Here is a 26,548-nt window from a genome sequence, read left to right as displayed (position 1 = left end):
CGCATGACGCTTTGAAGACGGCGGGCGAAGGCCCGATCTGCGAGGCTATGGCGGATTTCGCCAATATTGACTGACGCGCCGAATTGTCGGAAGAAAATCCGCCCACCCACCTGAAGACCGGAAATAGTCCTGATGCCCAAACTTACCATCGTCGCCTTCGACGGCACGCGCTTCGACCTCGACGTCGACCAAGGCTCCACCGTGATGGAGAATGCCGTGCGCAATTCGGTGCCCGGCATCGAGGCCGAATGCGGCGGCGCCTGCGCCTGCGCGACCTGTCATGTCTATGTCGACGAGGAGTGGACGGAGAAGGTCGGCCAGCCGGAAGCGATGGAAGAGGACATGCTCGACTTCGCCTTCGATGTACGCCCGACTTCGCGGCTGTCCTGTCAGATCCGGATGAAGGCTGTCTATGACGGGCTTGTGGTCCACGTGCCGGAACGCCAAGCCTAAAGCAGGTTACGCTTCAAACGTCGCCAAGAATTTCGATATCAAAAAAAGACGCCTCGCGCGCTTGAGCGAGCGAGGCGAGGCGGGCGCATTACCTACGGATGAGGGAGGAACATCCGCGGCTTCGGAACGCGCCAGGAGAACCCAGCGATGAAAGTGCAGATGCCGTACCTGAACTTTCGAATGTGTTCATATTAACGCGTTCCGGTTGAGTCTGCCAGGATGAAAAATGACCATTCAATCGCTGGGGAGGGGGCAAGTTTCGCACAAGTTTCGTTGTGCAGCTAAGGTTTTCCGCTCGCAACCAGATTGAAAAAGCCTTATTTTTCGCCGGCTCGACCGTTGATTCGATTATTCAGCAACCTCAACATTCGCTTCTGAAAATTAACCGCCTCGACCCGGTCGAATCGCGCCTGCTGCCGGTCGTGCTCCTCTATACCGCGAGCTGATTCGTCGGAGACGAGTTCCTGCATGGCTTCGCAGCTGCGCTGCTGCCGTAGCGCCCGAATGGCACGCTCCATGGCGCGGGCTTGATCGCGGGCGATCTCGGCATGGCGTTCCTCGTGGCGCTTAATATCGCTCGAGAGCGCGTCCCAGATCATCGACAGCTCCTTGCTGGCGCCCTTGCGGCTGCTCCAGCGCGGCAGGATGATCTGGGTGTGGACCGTGACCTTGACGTTGCCGACGCGGCAACGCCCGTTATCCTGGATATAGGTTGCCTCGCCGCCGAAGCGGATCTTCGTGGCGCCGGGATGGCGCGCCGAGGAACCGCTCGCCGTCGGGCCGCGTCGGCTGAGTTCGCGGTCGAGCTCATCCGCGGTTTTGCCGCGAATGTCGAAATAGGAATAGCTTTTCGATGCGATCACTTCGGCTGCCACGGGGCTGCAAAGGGAAAGAGCAATGGAAAAGGCGATAGGAAGGACCATATAACGCACTGCAAGCGGCATTCTGAACGCAACCCGTGTTGAAATCGACAGGAGCTTGGGGCATAGCCACCCCAAGCGCAATATCGGATGGCGCTTTTTTCGTCATCAATGGGATAAGTCTGGTGACAGGGCTCGAAGGCAGTATATGGCGTGTCGGCCATGGCCGGGAGATCGAACTCGGCCGTCGTTCGACGATCATGGCGATCATCAACGTGACGCCGGACTCCTTTTCGGACGGCGGTCGCTTTGAAACCGTCGATGCGGCGGTCGAACACGCCCTGCGTGCGGTGAGCGAGGGTGCCGGCATTATCGATATCGGCGGCGAATCGACCCGGCCGAACGCAGCAACCGTCAGCCCTTCCGAGGAGCAGGCGCGTGTGCTGCCCGTCATCGAGGCACTGCGCGGGCGCACCCAGGCGCTGATCTCGATCGACACCTATCGCGCCGAGACGGCACGACTTGCGATCGGCGCCGGCGCCCATATCGTCAACGACGTCTTCGGGCTGCAGAAGGAGCCCGATATTGCCAATATTGCTGCGGTGACCGGAGCCGGGCTCTGTATCATGCACACCGGCCGCGACAGAGTAAAACTCGTCGATGTGATTGACGATCAGGTGCATTTTCTCGAAAGGTCGCTTGCGATCGCCGCTGTATCAGGCGTCAACCGCGACCGCATCGTCCTCGATCCGGGCTTCGGCTTCGCCAAGGAGACGGCGGAGGAGAACCTGGAACTGATGGCGCGGTTTTCCGAACTTTCCCGCTTCGGCCTGCCGCTGCTTGCCGGCACGTCGCGCAAACGCTTCCTCGGCGCGGTGACGGGCCGTGAGGCACAGGACAGAGATGCGGCGACGGCTGTGACCAGCGTGTTGCTCAGACTTCAAGGGGCTGCGGTTTTCCGGGTGCACAATGTCGCAATCAACAGGGATGCGCTCGATATCGCCGATGCTATGCTCAATGCGCGCCAGGAATTCGAGAGGAAGCGGCCGACATGACCACCTACACGATCACGCTGCAGAACTGCGCCTTTTTTGCGCGCCACGGCGTGCATGACGAGGAGGAATTCCTCGGCCAACGCTTCTTCGTCGATGCCGAGCTCGATGTCGTCGCCGGCGAGGCACTAGAAAGCGATTCGATCAACGATACCGTCAATTACGGCATCGCCTTCACCGTGATCGAGCAGATCGTCACCGGCAAGCGGCGCTACCTGATCGAGTCCCTGGCGCTCGATATCGCCAAGGGGCTCTGCGAGACATTCCCGCAGATCCGGCGGGCGAAGATCACGGTGCGCAAGCCGAACGCGCCGGTGCCCGGCGTGCTTGATTTCGTGCAGGTGAGCGTTGAGCACTTTGCCTGAGGCCGCATTGCAATCCGCCACACTCGGTCTCGGCGGCAATATCGGCGACCCCGTGAAGGCGATGGCAGCCGCGCTGCAGAGGCTGGACGGGCGGGACGACTGCCGGGTTACGGCGGTGTCGCGGCTCTATCGCACGCCGCCCTGGGGCAAGACCGACCAATCCTTCTTCTTCAACGCCTGCGCCGCGGTCGAGACCAGGCTGGAACCCGAGGCTTTGCTCGATGTCTGCCTGTCGATCGAACGTGAGATGAAACGCGAGCGCATCGAGCGCTGGGGGCCGCGCACGCTCGATATCGACGTGCTGACCTATGGCGACGTGATCCAGGATGCGCCGCGGCTGGAACTGCCGCATCCACGCATGACCGATCGCGGTTTCGTGCTGATGCCGCTTGCCGATATCGCGCCGGGTCTTCTCGTCAGGGGCAGGGCGGTCAGTGACTGGCTGTCGGATGCCGAGGTGACCGGCATCGAGGTTGCCGACGACAGTCGCGGCTGGTGGCGGAGCGCTTGAAGCAGGGAAGCTGAAACGGAAAACGGCGGGAAACCCGCCGCTTCAGGAAAATCCGCTGTGCGGTTTGTCTACTGGATAGAACCGACGGCCATCTCGTCGACCTGGCGGGTCAGCGTCAGGCCGATCACCGGGATCATCTGGCTTTCGACCTTGACCGAAACGGTGACGTTCATCGTCTTGTCGTCGCGCACGCGGGCGATCATCGCACCGTTCAGCTTGGCGCGGTTGATGCCAACGACGACAGTATCCTCGGAGACGGCGCCGGAGACGACGTCAAGGCCCTTGCCGGCGGCGCCGTCGAGGAACTTACCCTTATAACTCGAGCCCGACTGTGAGATGACAGCGGTCATCGGCTGCTTGAAGACGCCGACGCGGCAGGTGCCGTCGAGCTTGATGCCGGCGCTGCTGTCGCCGGTGGGCTCACCGATCAGGTTGCAGGTGAATTTCGTGCCCTTGTACTTGCCGGCGACGATTTCGCCGGGGCCCTTCCATGAGCCGGCGACGGAATCGAAGAAGGCCTTGTCACGGGTTGCAGCGGTGGCTGCCGGAGCGACATCTGCGACGGGAGACAATGCCGCGGCGGCCAGGCCGCATACGATGAGAAACTTGCGCGAATACATGGATTTTCCTTGGCAAACACCACTCACGATCTGGCTGCAAGTTTTGCCGAATAATGGTTAATCCTTCCTTTCGATTGTGCCGAAATGCGAGGCAGCGCACGGCTTTCGCGCGACGGCGATTTTAAATTCCCATCACTAGAGCCTTGAATCTACTTAAATTTCGCCGGTATTACGCTAGGGGAGGCGAAAGCTGCGGAAACGCTGCTTCGTTCAAGGATTGTTGCCGCGCGGCGACATGGAGGGGGTGAGATCGCCGATGAAATCACCGATTCCCGGCCGCTTCAGGGCGTGGAAGGCAAGCGGGCGGCAGAGATCCATCGCCGCGATTCCGATGCGGGCGGTCATCAGGCCGTTGATGACACCTTCGCCGAGTCGGGCTGAGAGCTTCGAGGCAAGCCCATGGCCGAGCACCTGCTGGACGAGGCTGTCGCCGACGGCGATCGAGCCGGTGACGGCCAGATGTGCCAGCACGTCGCGCAGCAGGCGGAACATGCCGAGGGTGCCGGGACGGCCGCCGTACAGCTCGGCCATGGCGCGGATGAGGCGTACCGCCTCGTAGAGCACATAGAGCAGATCGACGACGGCGCGCGGGCTGACGGCGGTGACGATCGAGACACGCTTGGAGGCGTTGACGATGAGCGCCCTGGCCTTGCGGTCGAGCGGAGCAAGAAGTTCGCGTTCGGCTAGCGCAATCAGATGCGGGGGATCGATGACCTCGCCTTCGGTCGCCTTCAGCGTCGCGCGGCCCTTCGATGTTTCAGGATTTGCCGACAGCAGTATGGTCAGCTGGGCGACGACCGCGCGCGCCTTGGCCGGCCGCGTCTCAAGTATCGCTGCCTCGGCTTCGGCCTTGATCTTCTGGACGGCGGCAAGGCGCATCATGCCGACGGTTTCGCGGGTGACGAGCGCCAGCACGGCAAGGATGCCGACTGCCAGCACGGCAAGGGCTGCATATCCCAACCAGTCGGCGCGGGTGAAGAGATCGCGGATCAGGCTATCGGTCCAGAGGCCGATGGCGAGCGACAGCAGGATGCCGAAGGCACCGGCGGCGATCTTGCCGAAGGAGGTCCGACGTCTCAGCGGCGTTGCGACGGGGACCGCGCTCAGATCCTTCTCGGGATTGAGGAAAGGATCGTCCTCGTCAGGTGTGACAACGATATTTTCGGAGAAGCTTTCCGGCTTGCGCCGCTGCTCTCCCTGCCGGCCGTTGTCGCGCAGCTCGGCAGCCTCGTCCTCATAGGTGAAGGCAGCGGGTGCGCGGCGCGGCGGATCGGACGGGGGCTTGCTCATGCGAGACGGTCTCCGAACAGGAACTGCATGGCGCGGTCGAGGCGGATATGCGGCACCGACAGCTTGATGCCGCCGCCGGTTTCCTCGAGTTGCGGCGGGCGGAACCTGACGACGTTGACATCGGGCAGTTGCAGGCCGGTGTCGCCCGCAGCGAGGCGATCGAACAGGCTTTCCGGATCCTGCGGCAGGTCGCCGGGGAAGATCGCGGTCTTTCTCTGGCCGTCAAAGCGCTCGCCGGCGATGGTTTCGCCCTCCATCGGCGTGCCGACGATGACCGGCAGTTCATGGCCATCACGTTTGACGGTCGCCTCGCGGGTGGCGCGCACGGAGGCAAGCGCCATGACGTCGATGCCGGCGCCGGCCATGCCGATGCGGTCGATGGCGCGATCGACAAGACGGCGGGTCAGCGCATCGAGCCGGTCGTGGCTTTCATGGTGGAGATGGTCGGCCTTGGTGGCAGCGACCAGCACGCGGTCGATGCGGCGCCCGAGCAGGGAGGAAAGCAGCGAATTGGTGCCGGGACGGAAACAGGCCAGCACATCGGTCAGCGCGCGTTCCAGATCCTGCACGGCTTCGGGGCCACGGTTCATCGCCTGCAGCGCATCGACCATGACGATCTGGCGGTCGAGCCGGGCGAAATGCTCGCGGAAGAAAGGTTTGACGACGACCGATTTGTAGGCCTCGTAGCGCCGCTCCATCATCGTCCAGAGCGAGCCGCGGCCGGGACGTCCGTCCGGCGGCAGAGCCAGCGGCGCGAAGGTCAACGCCGGCGACCCGTCGAGATCGCCGGGCAGAAGCAGGCGGCCAGGCGGCAGGGTGGAAAGCGAGCGCTCGTCGGCCTTGCAGGCCTTGAGATAATCGGCAAAGGCGGTGGCGAGGTCGCGGGCGACCATCTCGTCGGCGCCGGCGTGGATATCGGCGGCGCGCGTCAGCGCCAGCCATTGGCGCGACAGCTCGGAGCGGACGCCGGTTTCGGCAAGCGCAATCGTTTCCTCGCTGAAGGTGCGATAATCCTTGCCGAGCAGCGGCAGGTCCAGCAACCATTCGCCGGGGTAATCGACGATATCGATCGACAGGCGGCCGGGCGAAAACAGCCGGTTCCAACCGCTGGCGCTCTGATAATCCAGCGTGATGCGCAGTTCGGATATGGCCCGGGTCGAATCCGGCCAGATACGGTCCTTCACCAGCGCGCGGATATGGTCCTCGTATTGAAAGCGCGGCACGGCATCGTCGGGCTGCGGCTCCAGCCGCACCGCCGAGACGCGGCCAGATTGGACCGGCTCGAACAGCGGCAGACGGCCGCCATTCAACAGATTGTGGACCAGCGAGGAGATGAAGACCGTTTTGCCAGAACGGGAGAGGCCGGTGACGCCGAGCCGCACCGTCGGATTGACGAGGCCGCTCGCCCGATCGGCGAGATTGTCGAAAGCGATGCGGGCGTCATCGGCAAAGGATGTCAGGCGTGGCGGCAAGGCGCGATTCCGGTTGGTGACTGCCCCGCAATATAGGGAGGGCGCGCCGCCCGCAAAAGAAGCGGCGCGAAAGTCTTCAGACGACCACGAAATCGGTGAGGCGCCAGACGGTGGCGGAAGCGTCGTAATCGACGACAGCGAGGCCAGCCGTCGGGAAGCCGCCGGGAAGGGCGCTTGCCATCGCCTCGTGACCGATCAGCGCCTCCAGCGCCTGCTCCATGGTCGGATTGTGGCCGACCAGCATGACGGCAGATTCGTCCTGCGCATCGATGATCTCGAGATAGGTGTCGACCGTGGCATTATAGAGCGCGTCGACATAACGAACCTCGAGCGTGAGGCCTATCGCCCGGTACACCGCATCGGCGGTATCGCGGCAGCGCAGCGCAGTCGAACTGATCAGAAGATCGGGACGGTAGCCCTTGTCGGCGGCCTTGTCGGCGATGATTTCGGCATCGCCAAAACCCTTTTCGTTCAGCGGCCGGTCGAAATCGCGCTGTCCGGGTTCGGCCCAGGCGGCCTCGGCGTGGCGCAGGAGATAGATGCGGTTGGGCGGAGGCAGGGGTACGGTCATGGGCAAATCCAGGATCCAGCGAGCCTTTTCAGTAGCGGTTGCAATCGGCCGGCGTCAACCGTCGGCGCTGCTCCAGCTGGCCAAAACGCGGCTGACAACACGGCGTTTTGAAGGCGAAGCAAAAAACGCAAGCCGGAATAATGATGAGAAAATAGTCTGTTAGCCGAAAACTGTGACAGATTTAAAAATCTGTTTACCTGTCGTATTTGGCTTGAATCGCGACTAGCGCTTGGGATATACACCCGGCCAGATGAGATGTTCTTCAGGAGAATCGCGTTGAGTGAGAAGATCGATCTTAGCAATTACGTTCCCTCGGAAGAGGAAGAATTCATGAACGTAAACCAGCGTGCCTACTTCAGGGCGAAGCTGGTTGCATGGAGAAATGATATCCTTAGAGAAGCGCGGGAGACACTCGACCATCTGGCCGAGGAAAGCGCAAACCATCCCGACCTCGCCGACCGGGCGTCGTCGGAAACAGACCGGGCGATCGAACTTCGCGCCCGTGACAGACAGAGAAAGCTGATTTCGAAGATCGACGCGGCACTGCAGCGCATCGAAGACGGCACCTACGGATATTGCGAGGAAACCGGCGAACCGATCGGCCTCAAGCGCCTCGACGCCCGCCCGATCGCGACACTGTCGATCGAGGCGCAGGAGCGTCACGAACGCCGCGAAAAGGTCTATCGCGACGAATGAGAGTTTTCATGCGGGCATGAAAGCAGAATAGGCGCCGCGATCTGATCGTGGCGCTTTTTCGTTTATCCTTATCCCGGTGTGTTGGATAACAAGCCACAAAGGCCCAGGATCGAGCCGTTGTGGCCGCGGATTTCCGCGATTACAGCGGATCCCCTGATGCCAGAGGTTTCCACCATTGCTCTCGATCGGCCTGCATGGCGAGGTCGATCACGATAAGGGTGCCATTCTTGATTCGCCGCCGCATCACGTCTGCTGGGTGAGGATTTGTCAGAACCATGCCTTGATTATGAAGAGCCTGCAGCCGCGAGCGCGAAACTTTCAACTCGGAGGCCAGCAGACGGTCAAGCCGTGTGCTGGTTGGAAACGGGACCATCAGTTCGATTGCCAATCTCGTCCAATCTGCAGTTTTCTGCTGAATCTCCTTTGCGATTTCAAATTCAGCAAACTCGTCCACACGCTGCGACTTGTGCCGGAGAGCCTCGAGGTTGAAGGTTTCTGCCCGGATCCAGTCGGGATCGTTGGATTGTAACGCGTCAAGGATTGCAGGGTCGATGTCGCGAACATTGCGGCGCTCGATGATTGGCCGGTTCCATGTCCTTTCGCAGGTCAGGCATTTGTAGATAAGCCAAGCGTCGAGCTTGCGACCGTTGGCGTTGAGCCGGATCTTGCCGCTGGATTGGAAGGCTCTCAGGCCTCCGCATCCGCCGCATGCAATCCAAGGCTGGGGAGCTGTCTTGGGAATAATGGTCCATCGGACCCGAAGCGTATTGCACATACCGTCTTGGTCTTCCGTTCGGAAGTCCACCAAGATGGTGCATGAGAAAACCCCTTGCGGGCGCGGTGTGGCGATGTTGTGGGCGGCTGAAGAGCTGAGACAGCGGAGCTGCACATGGCACATTGTAACAATGCCAAACCGGTCTCTCGCCACCACCCGATGAACATGTTCGCATGCCGCCAGCGTATCGCTCTGCGGCAGTACGGGTGAAACTGGAGTGAGACCGGTATTTACTTAGGCAAAGTGCAACCTCGAATGCGCCAACGCTCTTCAACCCTAGGGATAACAAATGATCGGCATGAAAGGGAGCCCCCAAGCCCGTTCGGGGTGCTGAAAGCCAGGGCAATGCGGCTTTTATGCAACTTAGTGATGAAGGAGGGGCGCTCTAGCAATCCGACATCACTTGTCGCGATTGACACTCATTTCGCCGAAGATGCGGGCGACTTCCTTCTGCAGCTCGGTATCGGCGCCGGTGATCGGGGCAAGCTCGGGATCACGGCGTGGCAGGTTGGCCGGCTGCGGCACCGCTTGGCGAGGCGCCTGGTTTGCCGGCGCCGGCACGATGCGTTCGGCCGTCAGATTGTTCGACATTTCCTCTTCCAGCACCCGCTGGAAATCATGACGGATCGCCGCTGCCGACTGCGCAGCCGCCTCGTCTTCGGCCGTTCCAGGTGCGGCGCGTGTGGCCGCCGGCATCTCCTGGACAGGCGGGGCGGAGACCTCGGGTTCGATTCGCTGTTGCGGCAGCACGCGCTGGCGGGCGGCATCGAGGATCTCGGCGGCACTTGAGGCATCGTGAAACGGTGCGGGCTGCGCGGCTGGGGGAGCGGCGGGACGCTCCTGCGGGCGCGGCTGGGGCGGGACGGCGCGCAGAGGATTGTCGCGTTCGGCCGACAGCGGAGCTGTCACGGGCTCTGCCGGAAGAGGGCTCGTGACCACCGGCGGTGCCACGGCAGGCTGAGACGGCGGTTGGGCCGGTGGTTCTGGGCGCGGGCGCGGCTCTGGCGAAACCGGCGCAGAGAAAGTGGGCTCGGCGGCCGGCTCGACACGGGCTGCGACCGGCGGGCGCGGTGGAGAGACCGGCGGTGTTTCCGGCAGCGCGACCGATATCGGACGCTGCTCGGCGGGCTGCTGCGTGCCGCTGACGCTTTCCGGCTGTTCGGCCGCTGCGGGCAGGATACGGCTTTCGATGACGATATCGCTCGGGCCGCCGATCATGATCAGGTGTTCGACGTCGTCACGGCGCACCAGCACCAGCCGGCGACGGGCATCGACGGCTGCGGCATCCAGCACCTGCAGCCGGGGCTGCCGGTTGCGGCCGCCGCGCACGAAGGGCGAGGGCGCCCGGCTGCGGATCACCCAGAGCACGATGATGAGCAGGAGAAGCGCCAGACCGACGCCACCGGCGGCAAGCAGGAAACGGCTGCCATAAGCTCCGACAACATCATCCAACATAGTCACTCACTCCATTTCGCATTCGGCACATATTGACGACTTTTCCGTTCCTTAGGCAAGGGCCGCCGATACTGTCCAGTCACGGGAGAACGCGATTTCGTGTTCCGCTGCCAGGCACTCGGCGACCTTGGGCACGAGCAGCAGCGTTGGGCTTCTGGGGCAGATGGCGCTGTTGCCTGTGAATTCAAGCAGTCTTGCCGGCTAGCGGTGTTTTTGCCGACGCGGCAAATTGCTAAGAAGGAAAGAGTGCCTGATTCCTGCTTCGTGTTCGTGCTACGAAGCGGGAGGGCTTATGTGAGGAATATATGACGAAACCGCGTCAGGCCGACGACTATAACGCACCGCTTGTGGATCGTGGGGGGCGCTCTGGCACGGTCTTGCGCATTCTTCTGCTGGCGCTCGTGCTGATCGCTGCCGCCGGCGCCTTCGTCTTCTTCAAAAAGTCGCTCGACAACGAGGTCGTGCTTGGCGGTCTCGGCGTGCTCGCCATGGTCGGCATCTTCTTCCTTGTATCCTCGGTCATCGGCTTCATCGAGGTGATGCCGCAGCGCCAGTCCGACAGCCTGGCGCGCGCCTTTCTCAACAGCCATCCCGACGGAACGCTGATCACCGACGAAAAGGGCCGGATCATCTATGCCAATGCCGCCTATGGTGCGCTGACCGGCGCGCGCAAGGCGACCGAGGTGCAGACGCTGGAAACGCTGCTGTCGCGCCATCGCGAATCCAACGAGGCGCTCTACAGGCTGGTCAACGGTTTGCGCGAAGGCAAGGAAGGCCGAGAGGAATTCCGCCTGCTGCGTGCCGTCGGCCCCGGCAGCAACAGTTCCGGCGCCCATTGGTACCGGCTGAAGGCCCGGCTGCTGCAGCCGGAGGAGAACGGCGGCCAGCCGCTGCAGATCTGGCAGATCACCGACATCACCACTGAGCGCGACGACCAGGAGCGCTTCTTTAAGGAATTGCAGAACGCTATCGATTATCTCGACCATGCGCCGGCTGGGTTCTTTTCCGCCGGCAGGAAGGGCGAGATCTTCTACCTGAATGCGACGCTTGCCGAGTGGCTGGGTCTCGACCTCACCAAGTTCGTGCCGGGCTCGATGACGATCGGCGACGTCGTGGCGGGCGAGGGGCTGGCGTTGATTCAGTCGGTGCAGGCCGAACCCGGCCTGAAGAAGACCGTGACGCTAGATCTCGACCTGCGCAAGAGCAATGGCCAGAGCCTGCCCGTGCAGATCATCCACAGCGTCACCTCGATGCGCGACGGCGCACCCGGCGAAAGCCGGACGATCGTGCTGGCACGTGAAAAGAGCGATGCCGGCGGCCAGTCCGCTTCGGCCGCCGCCATGCGCTTCACCCGCTTCTTTAACAACACGCCGATGGCAATCGCCTCGGTTGACGGCGACGGGCGCATCCTGCGCACCAATGCACCATTCCTGAAGATGTTCTCCGGTGTCGTCTCGCGCGACGATCTCGAAAAGGCGCCGCATCTTGAAACCATCGTGCAGGAGAGCGATCGGCCACAGCTTGCCGCGGCGCTGGCGGCGGCCAAGGACCGGCAGGGCGATATTGCGCCTCTCGACACCCGCACACCGACCGACGAGGCGCGCTATTTCCGCTTCTACGTCAATGCCGTCATCGACCAGAGCGACGAGGCGCCCGAGGAGGCAGCGATCGTCTATGCCGTCGAGGTGACCGAGCAGAAGGCGCTGGAAGCGCAGATGGCGCAGACGCAGAAGATGAATGCGGTGGGAACGCTCGCCGGCGGCATCGCGCATGATTTCAACAACGTGCTGACGGCGATCCTGCTTTCCTCCGACCATCTGCTGCTGCAGGCGCGGCCGGCCGATGCCAGCTTCGCCGACCTGATAGAGATCAAGCGCAACGCCAACCGCGCCGCCGTGCTGGTGCGCCAACTGCTCGCCTTCTCGCGCAAGCAGACGATGCGGCCCTCGGTGCTGAACCTCACCGATGTCGTCGGCGACCTGCGCATGCTGGTCGACCGGCTGCTTTCCGGCACCAATGTCAAGCTCGACGTGCAATATGGCCGCGACCTCTGGCCTGTCAAAACAGACCTTTCGCAGTTCGAGCAGGTGCTGATCAACCTCTGCGTCAATGCGCGCGACGCTATGCCCGAGGGTGGCACGCTGACGCTGCGCACCCGCAATCTGACTGCCGCCGAGGTCTCCGCCTTCAACTACTCCTACATGCCGGCCGAGGACATGGTGCTGATCGAAGTCGCGGATAACGGCACCGGTATCGCGCCCGAGATCATGGACAAGATCTTCGAGCCGTTCTTCACCACCAAGGATGTGGGCAAGGGCACCGGCCTTGGGCTCGCCATGGTCTACGGCATCGTCAAACAATCGGGCGGCTACATCCAGCCGGAATCCGAAGTCGGCAAAGGCACGACCTTCCGCGTCTTCCTGCCGCGCCACATCCCGGAGCCGGCGGTGGCCGCCGAAGCAGGCTCGATCGACGGCGCTATCGCCGGGGCCGAAGTGGTGCCGCTGCCGGTATCGCCGCAGCAGCCGGAGGACCTGACGGGATCGGCCGTCATCCTTCTCGTCGAAGATGAGGAGGCGGTGCGCCGTGGCGGCAAGCGCATGCTGGAGACGCGCGGCTACACCGTGCACGAGGCGGGCTCGGGCGTCGAGGCTCTCGCCATCATGGAGGAGCTTGAGGGCAAGGTGGACATCGTCGTCTCCGACGTCGTCATGCCCGAAATGGACGGGCCGACGCTGCTGCGCGAACTGCGCAAGACCTATCCCGACATGAAATTCATCTTCGTCTCCGGCTATGCCGAAGATGCCTTTGCCCGCAACCTGCCGCCGGAGTCGAAATTCGGCTTCCTGCCGAAGCCCTTCTCGCTGAAGCAGCTCGCTGTTGTGGTGAAGGAGACGTTGGACGGGTGAGGGAAGGGATGGTTGTCGGGGAAGCTGTGCCGTGCAAGCCCCCCTCTGCCCTGCCGGGCATCTCCCCCACAGGTGGGGAGATCACGAGGGGCGAACGCTTGCCATTACATCAACGCTTCACCGAGTTGAAAGGGACATTTGTTCAGAAAGCCGGTGCTTCCAGCTAATCTCCCCACCCGTGGGGGAGATGCCCGGCAGGGCAGAAGGGGCGCTTGCCTGGCATCGTCGGCAGCCGGTAGTCCTCATTCCCCCAGCGCCACCGCGATTTCAGCGGCAAGCCGCGCATTATTTTCGACGAGCGCGATATTGGTCTTGAGGCTCTGGCCGTCCGTCAGATCGAAGATGGTCGAGAGAAGATAGGGCGTTACCGCCTTACCGGTCACTTCATCACGCTCGGCGCTATCGAGCGCCCGCTCGATATAGATTTCCATCTCCTCGCGCGCGATCTCGTCGGCCTCCGGTACCGGATTGGCGACGAGCATGCCGCCGTCGACGCCGAGCTGCTCGCGCACCGTCTGGAAATTGGCGATGGCGGCCGGGCTGTTCAGCGATAGCGGGCTGCGGATGCCCGAGGAGCGCGACCAGAAGGCGGGGAATTCCTCGCTCTCATAGGTGACGACCGGCACGCCGCGGGTTTCCAGCACTTCCAGCGTCTTTGGAATATCGAGGATCGCCTTGGCGCCGGCGCAGACGACGATGACGCCGGTGCGCGCCAGTTCCTCGAGGTCGGCTGAGATATCGAAGCTTTCCTCGGCGCCGCGATGCACGCCGCCGATGCCGCCTGTGGCGAAGACACGGATGCCGGCGCGCGCCGCCGCAATCATCGTCGCCGCGACCGTGGTAGCGCCGGTGCGGCGCTCGGCGATGGCGAAGGCGAGATCGGCGCGCGACACCTTCATCACGTCGGTCGCCTTGGCGAGTTGCTCCAGTTCCGCAGCTTCAAGGCCGATATGCAGCGTGCCGTGAATGACGGCGATCGTTGCCGGCACCGCACCCTGTTCGCGAATGATCGCCTCGACGCTGCGGGCCATCTCGATATTTCCGGGATAGGGCATGCCGTGGGTGATGATGGTCGATTCCAGCGCCACCAGCGGCGCGCCGCGCTGCTTGGCGCTGGCGACTTCCTTCGAATAGGCGATCGGCAGAAGAGGGGAGATGGGCTTGGTCATGGTCTTGTCCTGTGATCGACAGAGCATGATGCCGAAAAGTGTGAGCGGTTTTCGGTCGACATCATGCTCAACTATTTAATTCGCCGCTTCAATGCAGAATTCTGACCTGGGGAACAAGGGCAAGCGCCTCATTCAGCAGATCGGGCGTCAGATTTTCATTAACGGCGTGCCGCGACTGCAGGGTCAGTATGGCGGCCGCAGTGCCGTGGCGGACGGCTTCTTCGAGCGGCAGGCCTGATATCAATGCGGCGAGCGTGCCGGCCGCAAGGGAATCGCCGGCACCGGTGACATCGGCTACGGTGTCGGCAATCGGCGGCTGCAGCGTCACGGCGCGGCCGTCGCAAAGCGCAACGAGCTCGCGCCGGCCGCGGGTGACGACGGCGTTCCTGATACCAATTTCATTCAGCAACGGCGGCCAGCCCGCAGCCTCTTCCGGCCGCTTACCGGCAAGGGCGGCAGCTTCAGCCTCATTCAGGAACAGGTAGTCGATATCCCCGATGCAAGGTTTCAGCCTGACGACCTTGGCCGGCGAGATGGCGATTGCCGCAACGGGCTTGGCGAGCGAACGAGACTTCGCGACGATCGCCGCGATCGTCTCTTCCGGCAGGTTGGCGTCGAGGAGGATGAAATCATGGGCGGCGAAGGCCTCCCGCACCCAGCGGATGGAGAGACGCCGCGGCACGAAGAAGCGGTAGAGATCCATGTCGGCAAGGGCGATCACCAGATTGCCGTCCTTCTCGATGATCGCCGTGTAGCTCGGCGTCTTGCGGTCGAGGAAGACGAAAGGCCGGTCGTCGATGCCGGCGAAATCGGCAGCTTCTCCAACCGTCTCGCCCATCGGATCGCCGCCGCGTGGCGAGATCATCGTCACCTGAAAACCGAGCCTTGCGAGGTTGCGCGCCGCATTGAAGCCACCGCCGCCCGGCTCCTCGAACCATGTGCCGGGATTGCTGGCGCCAGGCGCCGTCTGGCCGGAGATGCGGCCGCGCCGGTCGATATGGGCACCGCCGAGAACAAGAATCTTTTTCGTCATCCGAGCCGCTTTCCTGATGCCCGGAATGCGAATCGATGGGATGCGCCTTGCACCGCTCGTGCCAGAGCTTCAGACCTAAGTCGTTGCTTTTCATTGATAAAACAAATACAGAACACGGGCCGTTTTACCTTTTTCTTTCAATTATTTGATCGCCTATTGCGAAAATGGAACAAATAGGGTACAAACTCGACATTGCTTGAGCGGCTTCAATAACCTAAAGGTGGATCGGATGTCTCAGAATTCATTGCGGCTGGTAGAGGACAAATCGGTGGACAAAAGCAAGGCGCTTGAAGCGGCACTCTCACAGATAGAGCGGTCGTTCGGCAAGGGCTCGATCATGAAACTCGGCTCCAACGAGAATGTTGTCGAGATCGAGACGATCTCGACCGGCTCGCTTGGTCTCGATATTGCACTCGGCGTTGGTGGCCTGCCGAGGGGCCGCATCATCGAGATCTACGGGCCGGAAAGCTCTGGTAAGACGACGCTTGCACTGCAGACGATTGCCGAAGCGCAGAAGAAGGGCGGCATCTGCGCCTTCGTCGATGCCGAACATGCGCTCGATCCCGTCTATGCCCGCAAGCTCGGCGTCGACCTGCAGAACCTTCTGATCTCTCAGCCCGATACCGGCGAACAGGCGCTCGAAATCACCGATACGCTGGTGCGCTCCGGCGCCGTCGACGTTCTGGTCGTCGACTCGGTCGCCGCACTGACGCCGCGTGCCGAAATCGAAGGCGAGATGGGCGACAGCCTTCCCGGCCTGCAGGCACGACTGATGAGCCAGGCGCTGCGCAAGCTCACCGCTTCGATTTCGAAGTCGAACACCATGGTGATCTTCATCAACCAGATCCGCATGAAGATCGGCGTCATGTTCGGTTCGCCGGAAACGACGACAGGCGGCAATGCGCTGAAATTCTATGCCTCCGTGCGCCTCGACATCCGCCGCATCGGCGCGGTCAAGGAGCGCGAAGAGGTGATCGGCAACCAGACCCGCGTCAAGGTCGTCAAAAACAAGATGGCGCCGCCCTTCAAGCAGGTCGAGTTCGACATCATGTATGGCGAGGGCGTTTCCAAGACCGGAGAACTGGTCGATCTCGGCGTCAAGGCCGGCATCGTCGAAAAGTCGGGTGCCTGGTTCTCCTATAACAGCCAGCGTCTCGGCCAGGGCCGTGAAAACGCCAAGACTTTCCTGCGCGACAATCCGGATCTCGCCCGCGAGATCGAACTGTCGCTGCGCCAGAATGCCGGCCTGATCGCCGACCGCTTCCTGCAGAACGGCGGACCGGACCCGGATGACGGCGATGGCGATGCCGCTGCGGAAATGTAATTTTCGCGCTTAAACTCATCGGACAGTTCCAACCGGCCGCATTCCTGATGAGAATGCGGCCGGTTTTGTTTGTCTGCTGGACAGTGGCGGGGGCGAACGTTAAAAGCCGATGAATTTAAATTTACCTGCCTCCGGCAGCATTGAAGGGCATAGCATGAGCGGTGTGAACGATATCCGGTCGACCTTCCTCGACTATTTCAAGAAGAACGGCCATGAGATCGTTCCGTCGAGCCCGCTCGTGCCGCGCAACGACCCGACGCTGATGTTCACCAATGCTGGCATGGTGCAGTTCAAGAACGTCTTCACCGGCCTCGAAAAGCGTCCCTATTCGACGGCGACGACTTCGCAGAAATGCGTGCGCGCCGGCGGCAAGCACAACGACCTCGACAATGTTGGCTATACTGCACGCCACCTGACCTTCTTCGAGATGCTCGGCAACTTCTCCTTCGGCGACTATTTCAAGGAGAATGCGATCGAGCTTGCCTGGAAGCTGGTCACCGAAGGCTTCGACCTTCCGAAGAACCGTCTGCTGGTGACCGTCTATTCCGAGGACGAAGAAGCTGCGACGCTGTGGAAGAAGATCGCCGGCTTTTCCGACGACAAGATCATCCGCATCCCGACCTCTGACAATTTCTGGCAGATGGGCGATACCGGCCCCTGCGGCCCGTGCTCTGAAATCTTCATCGACCAGGGTGACAATGTTTGGGGCGGCCCTCCGGGCTCGCCGGAGGAAGATGGTGACCGGTTCCTGGAATTCTGGAACCTCGTCTTCATGCAGTTCGAGCAGACCGAACCTGGCGTTCGCAACCCGCTGCCCCGCCCGTCGATCGATACCGGCATGGGGCTGGAGCGCATGGCCTGCATTCTGCAGGGCGTTCAGAGCGTGTTCGACACCGATCTCTTCCGCACGTTGATCGGCACCATCGAGGACACGATGGGCGTCAAGGCGGAAGGCAGCGCCAGCCATCGCGTCATCGCCGACCACTTGCGCTCCTCGGCCTTCCTGATCGCCGACGGCGTGCTTCCATCGAATGAGGGCCGCGGTTATGTGCTGCGTCGCATCATGCGCCGCGCCATGCGCCATGCACAGCTGCTCGGCGCTAGGGAACCGCTGGTCTACAAGCTGCTGCCGACGCTGGTGCAGCAGATGGGCCGCGCCTATCCGGAACTGGTGCGCGCCGAGGCGCTGATCTCGGAAACGCTGAAGCTCGAGGAAAACCGCTTCCGCAAGACGCTGGAACGCGGCCTGTCGCTTCTGTCGGACGCCACGACGGATCTTTCCAAGGGCGATATGCTGGATGGTGAGACCGCCTTCAAGCTCTACGACACCTACGGCTTCCCGCTCGATCTGACGCAGGATGCACTGCGTGCCCGTGAGATCGGCGTCGACATCTCCGGTTTCACCGATGCGATGCAGCGCCAGAAGGCCGAAGCCCGCTCGCACTGGGCCGGTTCCGGCGAGAAGGCGACGGAAACCGTCTGGTTCGAGCTTAAGGAAAGACACGGTGCCACCGAATTCCTCGGCTACGACACCGAAACGGCTGAAGGCGTCGTGCAGGCAATCGTCAAGGACGGCGCTGTCGCTGCCGAGGCCAAGGCCGGCGACAAGGTGCAGATCGTCGTCAGCCAGACGCCGTTCTACGGCGAATCCGGCGGCCAGGTGGGCGATACCGGCGTGATCTCGTCCGACCACGGCAAGATCGAGATTTCAGATACGCAGAAGAGGGGCGAAGGCCTGTTCGTGCATCAGGGCACTGTCATCGACGGCGTGGTCAAGGACGGCGATGCGGTCGTGCTGACGGTCGATCATGCCCGCCGTTCGCGGCTGCGTGCCAATCACTCGGCAACGCATCTGCTGCATGAGGCTTTGCGCGAAGTGCTCGGCACCCATGTGGCGCAGAAGGGTTCGCTGGTCGCGCCCGAGCGCCTGCGTTTCGACGTTTCGCATCCGAAGCCGATGTCGGCCGAGGAGCTGAAGATCGTCGAGGTTATGGCAAACGAGATCGTGTTGCAGAATTCACCGGTTACCACGAGGCTGATGAGCGTCGACGATGCGATCGCCGAAGGCGCAATGGCGTTGTTCGGCGAGAAATACGGCGATGAAGTCCGCGTCGTGGCGATGGGCGAGGGCGTGCGCGGCGCCAAGGCCGGCAAGCCTTATTCGATCGAACTCTGCGGCGGCACGCATGTCGGGGCCACCGGCCAGATCGGTCTGATCCGCGTTCTCGGCGAAAGTGCCGTCGGTGCCGGCGTTCGCCGTATCGAGGCCGTCACCGGCGAATCGGCGCGCGAATATCTGGCCGAACAGGACGAGCGCGTGAAGACGCTTGCTGCCTCGCTGAAGGTGCAACCGGGGGAAGTGCTGTCGCGTGTCGAAGCGCTGATGGACGAGCGCCGCAAGCTCGAAAAGGAACTGGCTGACGCCAAGCGCAAACTCGCCATGGGCGGCGGGCAGGGCGGCTCGGTCGATGCCGTGCGCGAAGTTGCCGGCGTCAAGTTCCTCGGCAAGGCGATTTCGGGCGTCGATCCCAAGGATTTGAAGGGTCTTGCCGATGACGGCAAGACCAGCATCGGTTCCGGCGTCGTTGCCCTCGTCGGCGTGTCCGACGACGGCAAGGCTAGTGCTGTCGTGGCGGTGACACCGGATCTCGTGCAGCGCTACAGCGCCGTCGACCTCGTCCGCATCGCATCTGCCGCCCTCGGCGGCAAGGGCGGCGGCGGCCGCCCCGACATGGCGCAGGCCGGCGGCCCCGACGGATCGAAGGCCGATGAAGCGATCGAGGCGGTTGCCGTGGCACTTGCCGGCTGAACTGCCGCCTGACAACAGTTTGAAATTCAAACCGGCTGCGAGATCATGGATGTCGCAGCCGGTTTTGTTTTCAACGACGGTGGTCACTCGATGTTCAGTTTCGCGGCTGCAACGCAAGGCGGCAGGCGAGCCCGGTGAAGACCGTTGCAAGGATATATTGCGGCAACTTCGGGAAACGGCTCGCCGATTGAAGTCTCGAACGGATCGTGCTTCCGAGGAAAATCACGGCGCCATTCACGACGAGGCCGATACCGTTCAGGACGCTTGCGAGTATCAGCATCTGCATCGTCAGCGATCCGGCTGACGCATTCACGAATTGCGGAAAGAGCGCCATGACGAAGAGCGCCATCTTCGGATTGAGCAGATTGGTGGCAAGGCCCGCAAAGAAGATACGCCGGCCCGACAGCCGCTTCAGCGTCGATGCGGGCTGAAAGGCGGCGCCTTCCGAGCGGACCGTCTTGTAGGCGAGATAGAGAAGATAGCAACAGCCGGCCCAGCGCACTGTTTCATAGGCGGCCGGCACGGCCATGAAGAGCTGTGACAGCCCAAAGGCTGCGGCAAGGGCGTGGCAATAGGTGCCGAGCGCGATGCCGGCATAGGTCAGGAAACCGGCAGCGCGTCCCTGGCTGATGCTGCGGGAGGCGATCAGCAGCATGTCGGGGCCGGGCGTGGCCGTCAGCACCAGCGCTGCGGCGGCAAAGATCATTAGTGTTGAAAAATCCGGCATCTATCATTCCTTTTGGGTTCGAGCCGGAATTCCGGTCTACGCAGGATTCGCCGAAGGTTCAAGTCCGCAGGATTTGTCAAATCGGGTTATGGTTCTCTCAAGCCGATCGATTTGCACGAGGTTCCCAAATGAATGGCGAAACGGCATGGGCACTTTATGAAAACCGTCTGAGACGGGTTTCGGCCTATATTCACGACCACTTGGACGAGGAGCTGGATATGGAGCGCCTTGCCGAAATCGCCTGCATGTCGAGCTATCACTGGCACAGGATCTACCGGGCGATTTACGGCGAGACGCTGGCGGCCACCGTCAAGCGGCTCAGGCTGCATCACGCGGCGGGCGAGATCGTCCGCACGGAACTTGCCGTCAGTGAAATTGCGAAGCGATCAGGCTATCCCAATCTCCAATCCTTCAATCGTATTTTCAAGTCGGTCTACGGCATGCCGCCGGCCCGCTACCGGAAAGAGGGAAGCCACACAGCCTATGAGCCCTCACCTAACGGAAAGACCAAAATCATGTTAGACGTTACCATACGTGAGATCGCGCCGATCGAGCTGATCGGCGTTGCCCATACCGGTTCCTACATGCAGATCGACAAGGCCTTCGAGACGCTGTTCGGCACGCTTTACGCCCGCGGCCTCGCCAAGCCCGACATGCGGATGATCGGCGTCTATCTCGACGATCCCGATATCGTGCCGCTCGAAAAGTTGCGCTCGATCGCCTGCGTCACCGGCGCTGCCGACGTGCCGGCCGATGCGCCGTTCGAGCGGCGCACGATCGAGGGCGGCGGTTATGCAGTGCTGCGCCACAAGGGTCCCTATGCCAATATGCCCAAGTCCTATCAGTGGCTCTTTGCCGAATGGCTGCCGAAATCCGGCCGGCAGCTGAAGGATAGGGTCATGTTCGAGGAATATCTCAACAACCCGCGCGAGGTGCCGCCGACCGAGCTTCTGACGGACATTCACATGCCGCTCGTCTGACGGCTGATATTCCCGGCGCGCCGGTCTGGCCGCGCGGGGATTGGCGGTCAGGCGGCTTGCATCGTCTTGCCGGCCTCGTCGTCCAGCGCATTTGCGCGCTTGTAGGCCTCACGTTCGCTGATGCGGCCGAAATAATCGACGAAGGCCTGGCGCTTCTCTATGCTGCCGAAACCGAGGCCCCAGCCGATATGCGAGCCGACATAGACGTCGGCGGCGGTGAAGCGCTCGCCAGTGACGTAGGTGGAGCCGGAGACCGCCATTTCGAGCGTGTTCATGACGTCGCCGAAGCCGCCGCAACCGGCCATGCGCAGGCGTTCCTTCGGAATTTCGAAGCCGAGCGCCTTCATCGTCACCGCCGATTCGAGCGGGCCGGCGGCAAAGAACATCCAGCGGTAATAGCGGGCGCGCTCCTCCGGCCTCGGGGCCAGCGCCTTTTCGGGGAAGGTCTCGGCAAGATAGGCGCAGATCGCCGCGCATTCTGTGACGATGGTATCGCCGTGGCGGATTGCCGGTACCTTGCCCATCGGATTGACCTGGAGATATTCGGGCGCTTTCATGGTTTCGCCGAAGGTCAGGACTTCGGTGCGATAGGGCTGGCCGATCTCCTCCAGCATCCAGCGCGCGATGCGGCCGCGCGACATGGGGTTCGTATAGAATACCAGTTCTTCAGTCATGAGATCCTCCTCGTGTTCCCGTTTTTCTGCTGCCTTGCTGTTCCCCGGAATCAATAGTGCGGCGGGGCCTTTGTGCAACCCCAGGCCCTCAAAGCGCCTTGCGGTATTGGATGAAACCCGAGCGCTCGGCGATCCTATCGTAGAGCCGCCGCGCCGTTGCATTCGCTTCGTGTGTCATCCAATAGAGCCTGCCTGCGCCGTTTGCGCGGGCGAGGTCAGCGACGGCCTCGATCAAAGCGGCACCGGTCCCGAGCCCGCGCTGGCTGTTGTCAACATAGAGATCCTGCAGATAGCAGGTCCATTGCGGCAGCCAGCAGGAACGGTGAAAAATGGCATGGACGATGCCGACGAGACGGCCATCTTCGTCAAAGGCGCCGAGCGCGTGCATCGGTTCGTCAGGATCGTGGAAGCGAGCCCAGGTGAGATCCGTGGTTTCAGGCGGGATGACCACTTCGTAGAAGCGCTGATAGGCCTCCCATAGGGGTTCCCAAGCGGCGCGGTCCGAGGATTCAAGCGGTCGCAGGATGGCCGTCATCGGTTCATTCTCCCAAAATGAAAACGGCGGGGAAATCCCCGCCGCGTCGATGTTATCTTGGAAAGGCCGGCTTACGCCATGGCCTTCTGCAGGTTCTGATCGATCTTGTCGAGGAAGGCGGTGGTCGAGAGCCACGGCTGGTCGGGGCCGATCAACAGCGCCAGGTCCTTGGTCATGAAACCGGATTCGACAGTGTCGACGCAGACCTTTTCCAGCGTCGAGGCGAAGCGGGCGAGCTCGGCATTGTCGTCGAGCTTGGCGCGGTGCGCCAGGCCGCGGGTCCAGGCGAAGATCGAGGCGATCGAGTTCGTCGAGGTTTCCTGGCCCTTCTGATGCTGGCGGTAGTGACGGGTGACCGTGCCGTGAGCGGCTTCGGCTTCGACCGTCTTGCCGTCGGGTGTCAGCAGAACCGAGGTCATCAGGCCGAGCGAGCCGAAGCCCTGGGCGACGGTGTCGGACTGGACGTCGCCGTCGTAGTTCTTGCAGGCCCAGACGTAGCCGCCCGACCACTTGAGCGCCGAGGCGACCATGTCGTCGATCAGGCGGTGTTCGTAGGTGATGCCGGCTTCCTTGAACTGATCCTTGAATTCGGTCTCGTAGACTTCCTCGAAGATGTCCTTGAAGCGGCCGTCATAGGCCTTGAGGATGGTGTTCTTGGTCGACAGATAGACCGGCCACTTGCGCATCAGGCCGTACATCATCGAGGCACGAGCGAATTCGCGGATCGATTCGTCGAGGTTGTACATGGCCATGGCGACGCCGGCGCCCGGTGCGTTGAAGACTTCCTTCTCGATGACTGTGCCGTCCTCGCCGACGAATTTGATCGTCAGCTTGCCCTTGCCGGGGAACTTGAAATCGGTGGCGCGGTACTGGTCGCCGAAGGCGTGGCGGCCGACGACAATCGGCTTGGTCCAGCCGGGAACAAGGCGCGGCACGTTCTTGCAGATGATCGGCTCGCGGAAGATGACGCCGCCGAGAATGTTGCGGATCGTGCCGTTCGGGCTCTTCCACATTTCCTTGAGGTTGAATTCCTTGACGCGGGCTTCATCCGGCGTGATCGTCGCGCACTTGATGCCGACGCCGTACTTCTTGATGGCGTTGGCGGCATCGACGGTGACCTGGTCGTTGGTGGCGTCGCGGTTTTCGACGGAGAGGTCGAAATAGTCGATGTCGAGGTCAAGATACGGATGGATCAGCTTATCCTTGATCAGCTGCCAGATGATGCGCGTCATTTCATCGCCGTCGAGATCGGCGACGGGATTGGCGACCTTGATCTTGTTCATGTATCTGCCTCGTTCGAGCTTGAATGGGGACGGGGTCCCGGGTGGGTGATATGATCCGGAGCGCTATAGCATTGTGAACCGGGAACGCAAAGCTGCAAGGGGTTCGACAATGCGTTTTTGCCGCCATTGCCAAGCGCTGAAATTTAGCCAGATCCGGATGATTTTAGGTCCGTTCGGCCTAAAATCTGAATCCGGATCTGAATCAAAGAAATAGAGCATGATGTCGTCCGAAAACCGCTCACACTTTTCGGCATCATGCTCTAGTGTCCGCCTCGATCTGCCGCTCCGGACATTCGACCATGAAGACAATCGCCGTTGTTATCGCAAGCCTTATCGCCTTTTCAGGCATCAGCCACGCTGCCGGCGGCATCGGTGATGCCGCTGACATTACCGCTCCCGTGAAGGAGATCATGGAGGCGACCAGGAGCAACTGGGCCGACAACAACAGCGACTGGACCGACATCTTCGATGCGAGCCGGCTCGACCATCTCTACAGCCGCGATTTCGTTGCGAAATACCAGGCGGCTGCGCAGTTTCCCGCCATCGACGACGACGGCATATCGCCCTTCGACTACGACGTCATCGTCAACGGCCAGGATGCCTGTCCGCTGGAGGATCTGACGATGGCGGCAGCGCCTGTGGTCGATGGGGTGGCCGAGGTGACGGTGCGCTTCAAGAAATCCGCTTGCTCGGATGCGCCCGATGCCAAGGACTATACGACCGTTCGTTTCGAAGTGGTCGAGGAAGGTGGCAAGCCCGTCATCGATGATATCGTCACCGAGAATATCGAAACGCAGGCGCGCGATTCCTTGAAGACGACGATGGCGCTGATTGCCAAGGGCCAATAGGCGCGCGACATTCGAGAGCATCGAGATTCGATCTCGGCAGTTTGATTTTCGCTCTTGCGGCGGTATCTGTTGATCCCTGGGCGGCATGAGGGGCTCTCGCATTTGTTTTCCGGTTTTCAGTTCCGCGACTGGCTGCTTGCCAACGATCCGGCGCTTTCGCGTCTGCGCATGGCCTCGCGGGTGACGCTGACGATCGTTTTCTCGTTTTTAGTCCTTCTCGCCATCCAGATGTTCATCCTGCCGTTGCCGACGGCGGCCTTCGGTCTTGGCATCGTGCTGTCGATCGAGGGCGGGGTGGCGGTTCGCGACAAGGGCAATACGCGACAGCTGGTGACGCGGCTCTTCGGTTGCGTGGCAAGCCTTGGCGTTGTTGCCATCGCGGCAGGCCTCGAGGATCGGCGTTTTCTCTCCGATCTCGTCTTCCTGGTGGTGATCGCGCTCGCATCGGCGGGCCGCGTGTTTGGGCCGCGCGGTTTTGCGATCGGCATGTTCGCGTTCACCTCTTATTTCATGGGGTCTTATTTCCGGCCTTCCCTTGCCGAGCTGCCGGCGGTGGCAATCGGCCCCGTCGTCTCGGTGCTCGTCGGCCATCTGGTGAGAGCAGTGCTGTTGCCGGACGATTGGCGACGAGACCTGCTGCGCTCGCTCGAAAGTGTGCGCGGCCGGATCAACCAGATCCTCTTCAAGCTCGCCGCCCTTGCCGGCGGTGCCGAGATCGGCGAAGCCGACCGGCAGGAGCTGCGCCAGCTGGAAGACCGGCTGAAGGAAGTGGTGCTGATGGCGGAGACCTTTATTCCGCGCCCGCCTGGCGGGGTTTTCGATGCCGCCGATCCCGCCGCGGAGCTGGCGATCCGGCTCTTCGATGCGCATCTTGCTGCCGAGAGCGCGATCGTGCTGAGCTTCCAGAGCCCGCCGGCCTTTGCGCTCGTGCATGCCGTGATCGAGGCGGATGCGGTGGAACTTGGCAGGTATGAGGAAATGGCCGAAACCATCAAGGACCAGCCGCAGGGCGAGACCGTGCGTGCGCTTCTCTGGCTCGGCAAGGCCCGGCAGCAACTGACGCAGGCGATCGGCGAGGGGCAGGCCTCCGGTTTCTCCGGCATTGATGCCGTCATGGATACGGCGCAAGCTCAGCCGATCGACTTTTCGTTCGCCAATCCCCTGCTGCGCTTGGCGCTGCAGATCACGCTCGCCTCGGCGATCGCCATGGGTTTCGGTCTGCTGCTGTCGCGCGAGCGCTGGTTCTGGGCGGTGCTCGCCTCCTTCCTCGTCTTCACCAATACCAATTCGCGCGGCGATACGGCGATGAGGGCACTATCGCGCTCGCTCGGCACCGTGTTCGGAATCGCCATCGGCCTCGTGCTGGCAACGATGATGTCGGGCGAGCCTGATATTGCCATTCCGGTTGCCGCCATCTGCATCTTCCTCGCCTTCTATTTCCTGCAAGTTTCCTATGCGACGATGACCTTCTTCATCTCGATCGTGCTCTGCCTGGTCTACGGCATGACCGGCGTGCTGACGCTCGATCTGTTGAAGCTGCGCATCGGGGAGACCATGATCGGGGCGGCGGCCGGAACGGCGGTCGCCTTCGTCGTTTTCCCCACACGCACGCGCGGCGCGCTCGATACTGCACTCGCCCGCTGGTTCCAGGCGCTGCGCGACCTGCTTGCCGGGATCGGCGAGGGCAAGAGCGGTTTCGAGTTGATGGCGCTGTCGCAGACGATCGATGCCTGCTACCGCGACGTGACGGTGGCGGCGCGGCCGCTCGGCTCGTCCTGGTCGGTGGTGACGCGCCCGGGCCAGATCCGCCAGACGCTGGCGATCTTCCTGTCCTGCACCTATTGGGCGCGTATCCTGGCGAAAAGTTATGACGCGCCGGCCGCTGACGACAATCTGAAGACGCTGATCGCGGCGGATCTGGCGCTGATCGATAATGCAGCGCCGCGCGGCTCGGCCTGTTTCCTCATTCAGCGCAAGGCATCGCGGACAACAGGCCGGCACCTGCCGCTGTCGCGCGAGGGCGCGAAACTCGGGCTCGAAATGATCGGTTCGGCGCTGGAAAGGCTCTATCCTGACGCAGACGTCTTGCCGTTTGCACCGGGCGAGGCTATTGCGCGCTCGAAACAGGGATAAGACC

At 62.1% G+C, this 26,548-nt stretch carries 24 protein-coding genes; 11 read left to right on the top strand and 13 right to left on the bottom strand.

Annotated features, from left to right (window positions below):
- Window positions 1-132: 132 nt before the first annotated feature.
- On the top strand, window positions 133-453 hold the full coding sequence (locus CUJ84_RS11500; protein WP_003540151.1) for a 2Fe-2S iron-sulfur cluster-binding protein: 321 nt from the start codon (window positions 133-135) through the stop codon (window positions 451-453).
- A 317-nt stretch (window positions 454-770) separates the two neighbouring features.
- On the opposite strand, the gene CUJ84_RS11495 is transcribed toward CUJ84_RS11500, so the two are convergent.
- Window positions 771-1,397 (bottom strand): DUF922 domain-containing Zn-dependent protease, encoded by a 627-nt coding sequence (locus CUJ84_RS11495; protein WP_017994231.1) that lies wholly within the window; start codon window positions 1,395-1,397, stop codon window positions 771-773.
- Window positions 1,398-1,498: 101 nt separating this feature from the next.
- Between CUJ84_RS11495 and folP the strand changes: the two genes are divergently transcribed.
- From folP to folK, 3 genes are read left to right on the top strand one after another with little or no spacing between them, the layout of a single operon-like run.
- A complete protein-coding gene (gene folP / locus CUJ84_RS11490; protein WP_105006298.1) occupies window positions 1,499-2,368 on the top strand; it encodes a dihydropteroate synthase in 870 nt (289 codons plus the stop codon).
- Window positions 2,365-2,730 (top strand): dihydroneopterin aldolase, encoded by a 366-nt coding sequence (gene folB, locus CUJ84_RS11485; protein WP_003540148.1) that lies wholly within the window; start codon window positions 2,365-2,367, stop codon window positions 2,728-2,730. Before folP ends, folB begins: the two co-directional genes overlap by 4 nt.
- Complete coding sequence (gene folK / locus CUJ84_RS11480; protein WP_105006297.1) at window positions 2,723-3,241, top strand: 2-amino-4-hydroxy-6-hydroxymethyldihydropteridine diphosphokinase; 519 nt, start codon at window positions 2,723-2,725, stop codon at window positions 3,239-3,241. Before folB ends, folK begins: the two co-directional genes overlap by 8 nt.
- Window positions 3,242-3,309: 68 nt before the next feature.
- On the opposite strand, the gene CUJ84_RS11475 is transcribed toward folK, so the two are convergent.
- From CUJ84_RS11475 to CUJ84_RS11460, 4 genes are all read right to left on the bottom strand, one after another.
- A complete protein-coding gene (locus tag CUJ84_RS11475; protein WP_003540146.1) occupies window positions 3,310-3,861 on the bottom strand; it encodes a hypothetical protein in 552 nt (183 codons plus the stop codon).
- Between the two features lie 210 nt (window positions 3,862-4,071).
- Window positions 4,072-5,151, bottom strand: a complete 1,080-nt coding sequence (locus CUJ84_RS11470) for a YcjF family protein (protein ID WP_105006296.1) — start codon at window positions 5,149-5,151, stop codon at window positions 4,072-4,074.
- Complete coding sequence (locus CUJ84_RS11465; RefSeq protein WP_105006295.1) at window positions 5,148-6,623, bottom strand: YcjX family protein; 1,476 nt, start codon at window positions 6,621-6,623, stop codon at window positions 5,148-5,150. Before CUJ84_RS11465 ends, CUJ84_RS11470 begins: the two co-directional genes overlap by 4 nt.
- Window positions 6,624-6,699: 76 nt before the next feature.
- Window positions 6,700-7,194, bottom strand: a complete 495-nt coding sequence (locus CUJ84_RS11460; protein ID WP_105006294.1) for a SixA phosphatase family protein — start codon at window positions 7,192-7,194, stop codon at window positions 6,700-6,702.
- A gap of 276 nt (window positions 7,195-7,470) precedes the next feature.
- Here CUJ84_RS11460 and dksA point away from each other — a divergent pair, with 276 nt between their 5' ends.
- Window positions 7,471-7,890 (top strand): RNA polymerase-binding protein DksA, encoded by a 420-nt coding sequence (gene dksA / locus CUJ84_RS11455; protein ID WP_017964517.1) that lies wholly within the window; start codon window positions 7,471-7,473, stop codon window positions 7,888-7,890.
- Between the two features lie 139 nt (window positions 7,891-8,029).
- Here the strand turns inward: dksA and CUJ84_RS11450 are convergent, their stop codons facing one another.
- Window positions 8,030-8,665 (bottom strand): DUF1062 domain-containing protein, encoded by a 636-nt coding sequence (locus CUJ84_RS11450; RefSeq protein ID WP_105006293.1) that lies wholly within the window; start codon window positions 8,663-8,665, stop codon window positions 8,030-8,032.
- 399 nt (window positions 8,666-9,064) lie between these two features.
- A complete protein-coding gene (locus CUJ84_RS11440; RefSeq protein ID WP_105006291.1) occupies window positions 9,065-10,126 on the bottom strand; it encodes a flagellar biosynthetic protein FliO in 1,062 nt (353 codons plus the stop codon).
- Between the two features lie 299 nt (window positions 10,127-10,425).
- On the opposite strand from CUJ84_RS11440, the gene cckA reads away from it, so the two are divergent.
- The gene (gene cckA / locus CUJ84_RS11435; protein WP_105006290.1) at window positions 10,426-13,029 is read left to right on the top strand and encodes a cell cycle histidine kinase CckA; all 2,604 of its coding nucleotides are present in this window, start codon (window positions 10,426-10,428) and stop codon (window positions 13,027-13,029) included.
- A 242-nt stretch (window positions 13,030-13,271) separates the two neighbouring features.
- Here cckA and CUJ84_RS11425 read toward each other — a convergent pair whose 3' ends face one another.
- Together CUJ84_RS11425 and CUJ84_RS11420 are read right to left on the bottom strand one after the other, a co-directional pair.
- The gene (locus CUJ84_RS11425; RefSeq protein ID WP_105008159.1) at window positions 13,272-14,198 is read right to left on the bottom strand and encodes a pseudouridine-5'-phosphate glycosidase; all 927 of its coding nucleotides are present in this window, start codon (window positions 14,196-14,198) and stop codon (window positions 13,272-13,274) included.
- An 88-nt stretch (window positions 14,199-14,286) separates the two neighbouring features.
- Window positions 14,287-15,231, bottom strand: coding sequence for a carbohydrate kinase family protein (locus CUJ84_RS11420; RefSeq protein ID WP_105006289.1), 945 nt, complete (start codon window positions 15,229-15,231; stop codon window positions 14,287-14,289).
- A gap of 229 nt (window positions 15,232-15,460) precedes the next feature.
- Between CUJ84_RS11420 and recA the strand changes: the two genes are divergently transcribed.
- Both recA and alaS read left to right on the top strand, forming a co-directional pair.
- The gene (recA, locus tag CUJ84_RS11415; RefSeq protein WP_026230491.1) at window positions 15,461-16,555 is read left to right on the top strand and encodes a recombinase RecA; all 1,095 of its coding nucleotides are present in this window, start codon (window positions 15,461-15,463) and stop codon (window positions 16,553-16,555) included.
- A gap of 154 nt (window positions 16,556-16,709) precedes the next feature.
- Window positions 16,710-19,364 (top strand): alanine--tRNA ligase, encoded by a 2,655-nt coding sequence (gene alaS, locus CUJ84_RS11410; RefSeq protein WP_105006288.1) that lies wholly within the window; start codon window positions 16,710-16,712, stop codon window positions 19,362-19,364.
- A gap of 94 nt (window positions 19,365-19,458) precedes the next feature.
- Here alaS and CUJ84_RS11405 read toward each other — a convergent pair whose 3' ends face one another.
- On the bottom strand, window positions 19,459-20,070 hold the full coding sequence (locus CUJ84_RS11405) for a LysE family translocator (protein WP_199788822.1): 612 nt from the start codon (window positions 20,068-20,070) through the stop codon (window positions 19,459-19,461).
- Between the two features lie 149 nt (window positions 20,071-20,219).
- Between CUJ84_RS11405 and CUJ84_RS11400 the strand changes: the two genes are divergently transcribed.
- The gene (locus CUJ84_RS11400) at window positions 20,220-21,071 is read left to right on the top strand and encodes an AraC family transcriptional regulator (RefSeq protein ID WP_105006286.1); all 852 of its coding nucleotides are present in this window, start codon (window positions 20,220-20,222) and stop codon (window positions 21,069-21,071) included.
- 47 nt (window positions 21,072-21,118) lie between these two features.
- Here the strand turns inward: CUJ84_RS11400 and CUJ84_RS11395 are convergent, their stop codons facing one another.
- From CUJ84_RS11395 to CUJ84_RS11385, 3 genes are all read right to left on the bottom strand, one after another.
- The gene (locus tag CUJ84_RS11395; RefSeq protein WP_105006285.1) at window positions 21,119-21,745 is read right to left on the bottom strand and encodes a glutathione S-transferase family protein; all 627 of its coding nucleotides are present in this window, start codon (window positions 21,743-21,745) and stop codon (window positions 21,119-21,121) included.
- Window positions 21,746-21,833: 88 nt separating this feature from the next.
- Window positions 21,834-22,280, bottom strand: coding sequence for a GNAT family N-acetyltransferase (locus CUJ84_RS11390; RefSeq protein WP_105006284.1), 447 nt, complete (start codon window positions 22,278-22,280; stop codon window positions 21,834-21,836).
- A gap of 71 nt (window positions 22,281-22,351) precedes the next feature.
- Window positions 22,352-23,563 carry an NADP-dependent isocitrate dehydrogenase gene (locus CUJ84_RS11385; RefSeq protein ID WP_018242215.1) on the bottom strand — a complete coding sequence of 404 codons (1,212 nt, stop codon included), beginning with the start codon at window positions 23,561-23,563 and terminating at the stop codon, window positions 22,352-22,354.
- Window positions 23,564-23,862: 299 nt separating this feature from the next.
- On the opposite strand from CUJ84_RS11385, the gene CUJ84_RS11380 reads away from it, so the two are divergent.
- Window positions 23,863-24,411, top strand: coding sequence for a hypothetical protein (locus tag CUJ84_RS11380; protein ID WP_105008158.1), 549 nt, complete (start codon window positions 23,863-23,865; stop codon window positions 24,409-24,411).
- Window positions 24,412-24,513: 102 nt separating this feature from the next.
- Entirely contained in the window at window positions 24,514-26,544 is a 2,031-nt protein-coding gene (locus CUJ84_RS11375) for an FUSC family protein (RefSeq protein ID WP_105006283.1), read from the top strand.
- The last annotated feature ends 4 nt before the right edge of the window (window positions 26,545-26,548 follow it).

Origin of the sequence: Rhizobium leguminosarum, from assembly GCF_002953715.1 — a bacterium.
In the GTDB taxonomy this organism is placed as follows: Bacteria; Pseudomonadota; Alphaproteobacteria; order Rhizobiales; family Rhizobiaceae; genus Rhizobium; species Rhizobium leguminosarum_V.
The sequence above is the reverse complement of the archived record's forward strand: the minus strand, read 5'-3'. Positions and strand labels throughout refer to the sequence as shown.

Excerpts from the sequence above, each read along its gene's own strand:
- CUJ84_RS11475 (WP_003540146.1), bottom strand. The coding sequence starts at position 3,861 with ATGTATTCGCGCAAGTTTCTCATCGTATGCGGCCTGGCCGCCGCGGCA.
- CUJ84_RS11470 (WP_105006296.1), bottom strand. The coding sequence starts at position 5,151 with ATGAGCAAGCCCCCGTCCGATCCGCCGCGCCGCGCACCCGCTGCCTTC.
- alaS (WP_105006288.1), top strand. The coding sequence starts at position 16,710 with ATGAGCGGTGTGAACGATATCCGGTCGACCTTCCTCGACTATTTCAAG.
- recA (WP_026230491.1), top strand. The coding sequence starts at position 15,461 with ATGTCTCAGAATTCATTGCGGCTGGTAGAGGACAAATCGGTGGACAAA.
- CUJ84_RS11500 (WP_003540151.1), top strand. The coding sequence starts at position 133 with ATGCCCAAACTTACCATCGTCGCCTTCGACGGCACGCGCTTCGACCTC.
- CUJ84_RS11425 (WP_105008159.1), bottom strand. The coding sequence starts at position 14,198 with ATGACCAAGCCCATCTCCCCTCTTCTGCCGATCGCCTATTCGAAGGAA.
- CUJ84_RS11385 (WP_018242215.1), bottom strand. The coding sequence starts at position 23,563 with ATGAACAAGATCAAGGTCGCCAATCCCGTCGCCGATCTCGACGGCGAT.
- CUJ84_RS11400 (WP_105006286.1), top strand. The coding sequence starts at position 20,220 with ATGAATGGCGAAACGGCATGGGCACTTTATGAAAACCGTCTGAGACGG.
- CUJ84_RS11460 (WP_105006294.1), bottom strand. The coding sequence starts at position 7,194 with ATGACCGTACCCCTGCCTCCGCCCAACCGCATCTATCTCCTGCGCCAC.
- CUJ84_RS11390 (WP_105006284.1), bottom strand. The coding sequence starts at position 22,280 with ATGACGGCCATCCTGCGACCGCTTGAATCCTCGGACCGCGCCGCTTGG.
- CUJ84_RS11420 (WP_105006289.1), bottom strand. The coding sequence starts at position 15,231 with ATGACGAAAAAGATTCTTGTTCTCGGCGGTGCCCATATCGACCGGCGC.
- folB (WP_003540148.1), top strand. The coding sequence starts at position 2,365 with ATGACCACCTACACGATCACGCTGCAGAACTGCGCCTTTTTTGCGCGC.
- CUJ84_RS11405 (WP_199788822.1), bottom strand. The coding sequence starts at position 20,070 with ATGATCTTTGCCGCCGCAGCGCTGGTGCTGACGGCCACGCCCGGCCCC.
- cckA (WP_105006290.1), top strand. The coding sequence starts at position 10,426 with ATGACGAAACCGCGTCAGGCCGACGACTATAACGCACCGCTTGTGGAT.
- CUJ84_RS11450 (WP_105006293.1), bottom strand. The coding sequence starts at position 8,665 with ATGTGCAATACGCTTCGGGTCCGATGGACCATTATTCCCAAGACAGCT.
- CUJ84_RS11495 (WP_017994231.1), bottom strand. The coding sequence starts at position 1,397 with ATGCCGCTTGCAGTGCGTTATATGGTCCTTCCTATCGCCTTTTCCATT.
- CUJ84_RS11380 (WP_105008158.1), top strand. The coding sequence starts at position 23,863 with ATGAAGACAATCGCCGTTGTTATCGCAAGCCTTATCGCCTTTTCAGGC.
- CUJ84_RS11395 (WP_105006285.1), bottom strand. The coding sequence starts at position 21,745 with ATGACTGAAGAACTGGTATTCTATACGAACCCCATGTCGCGCGGCCGC.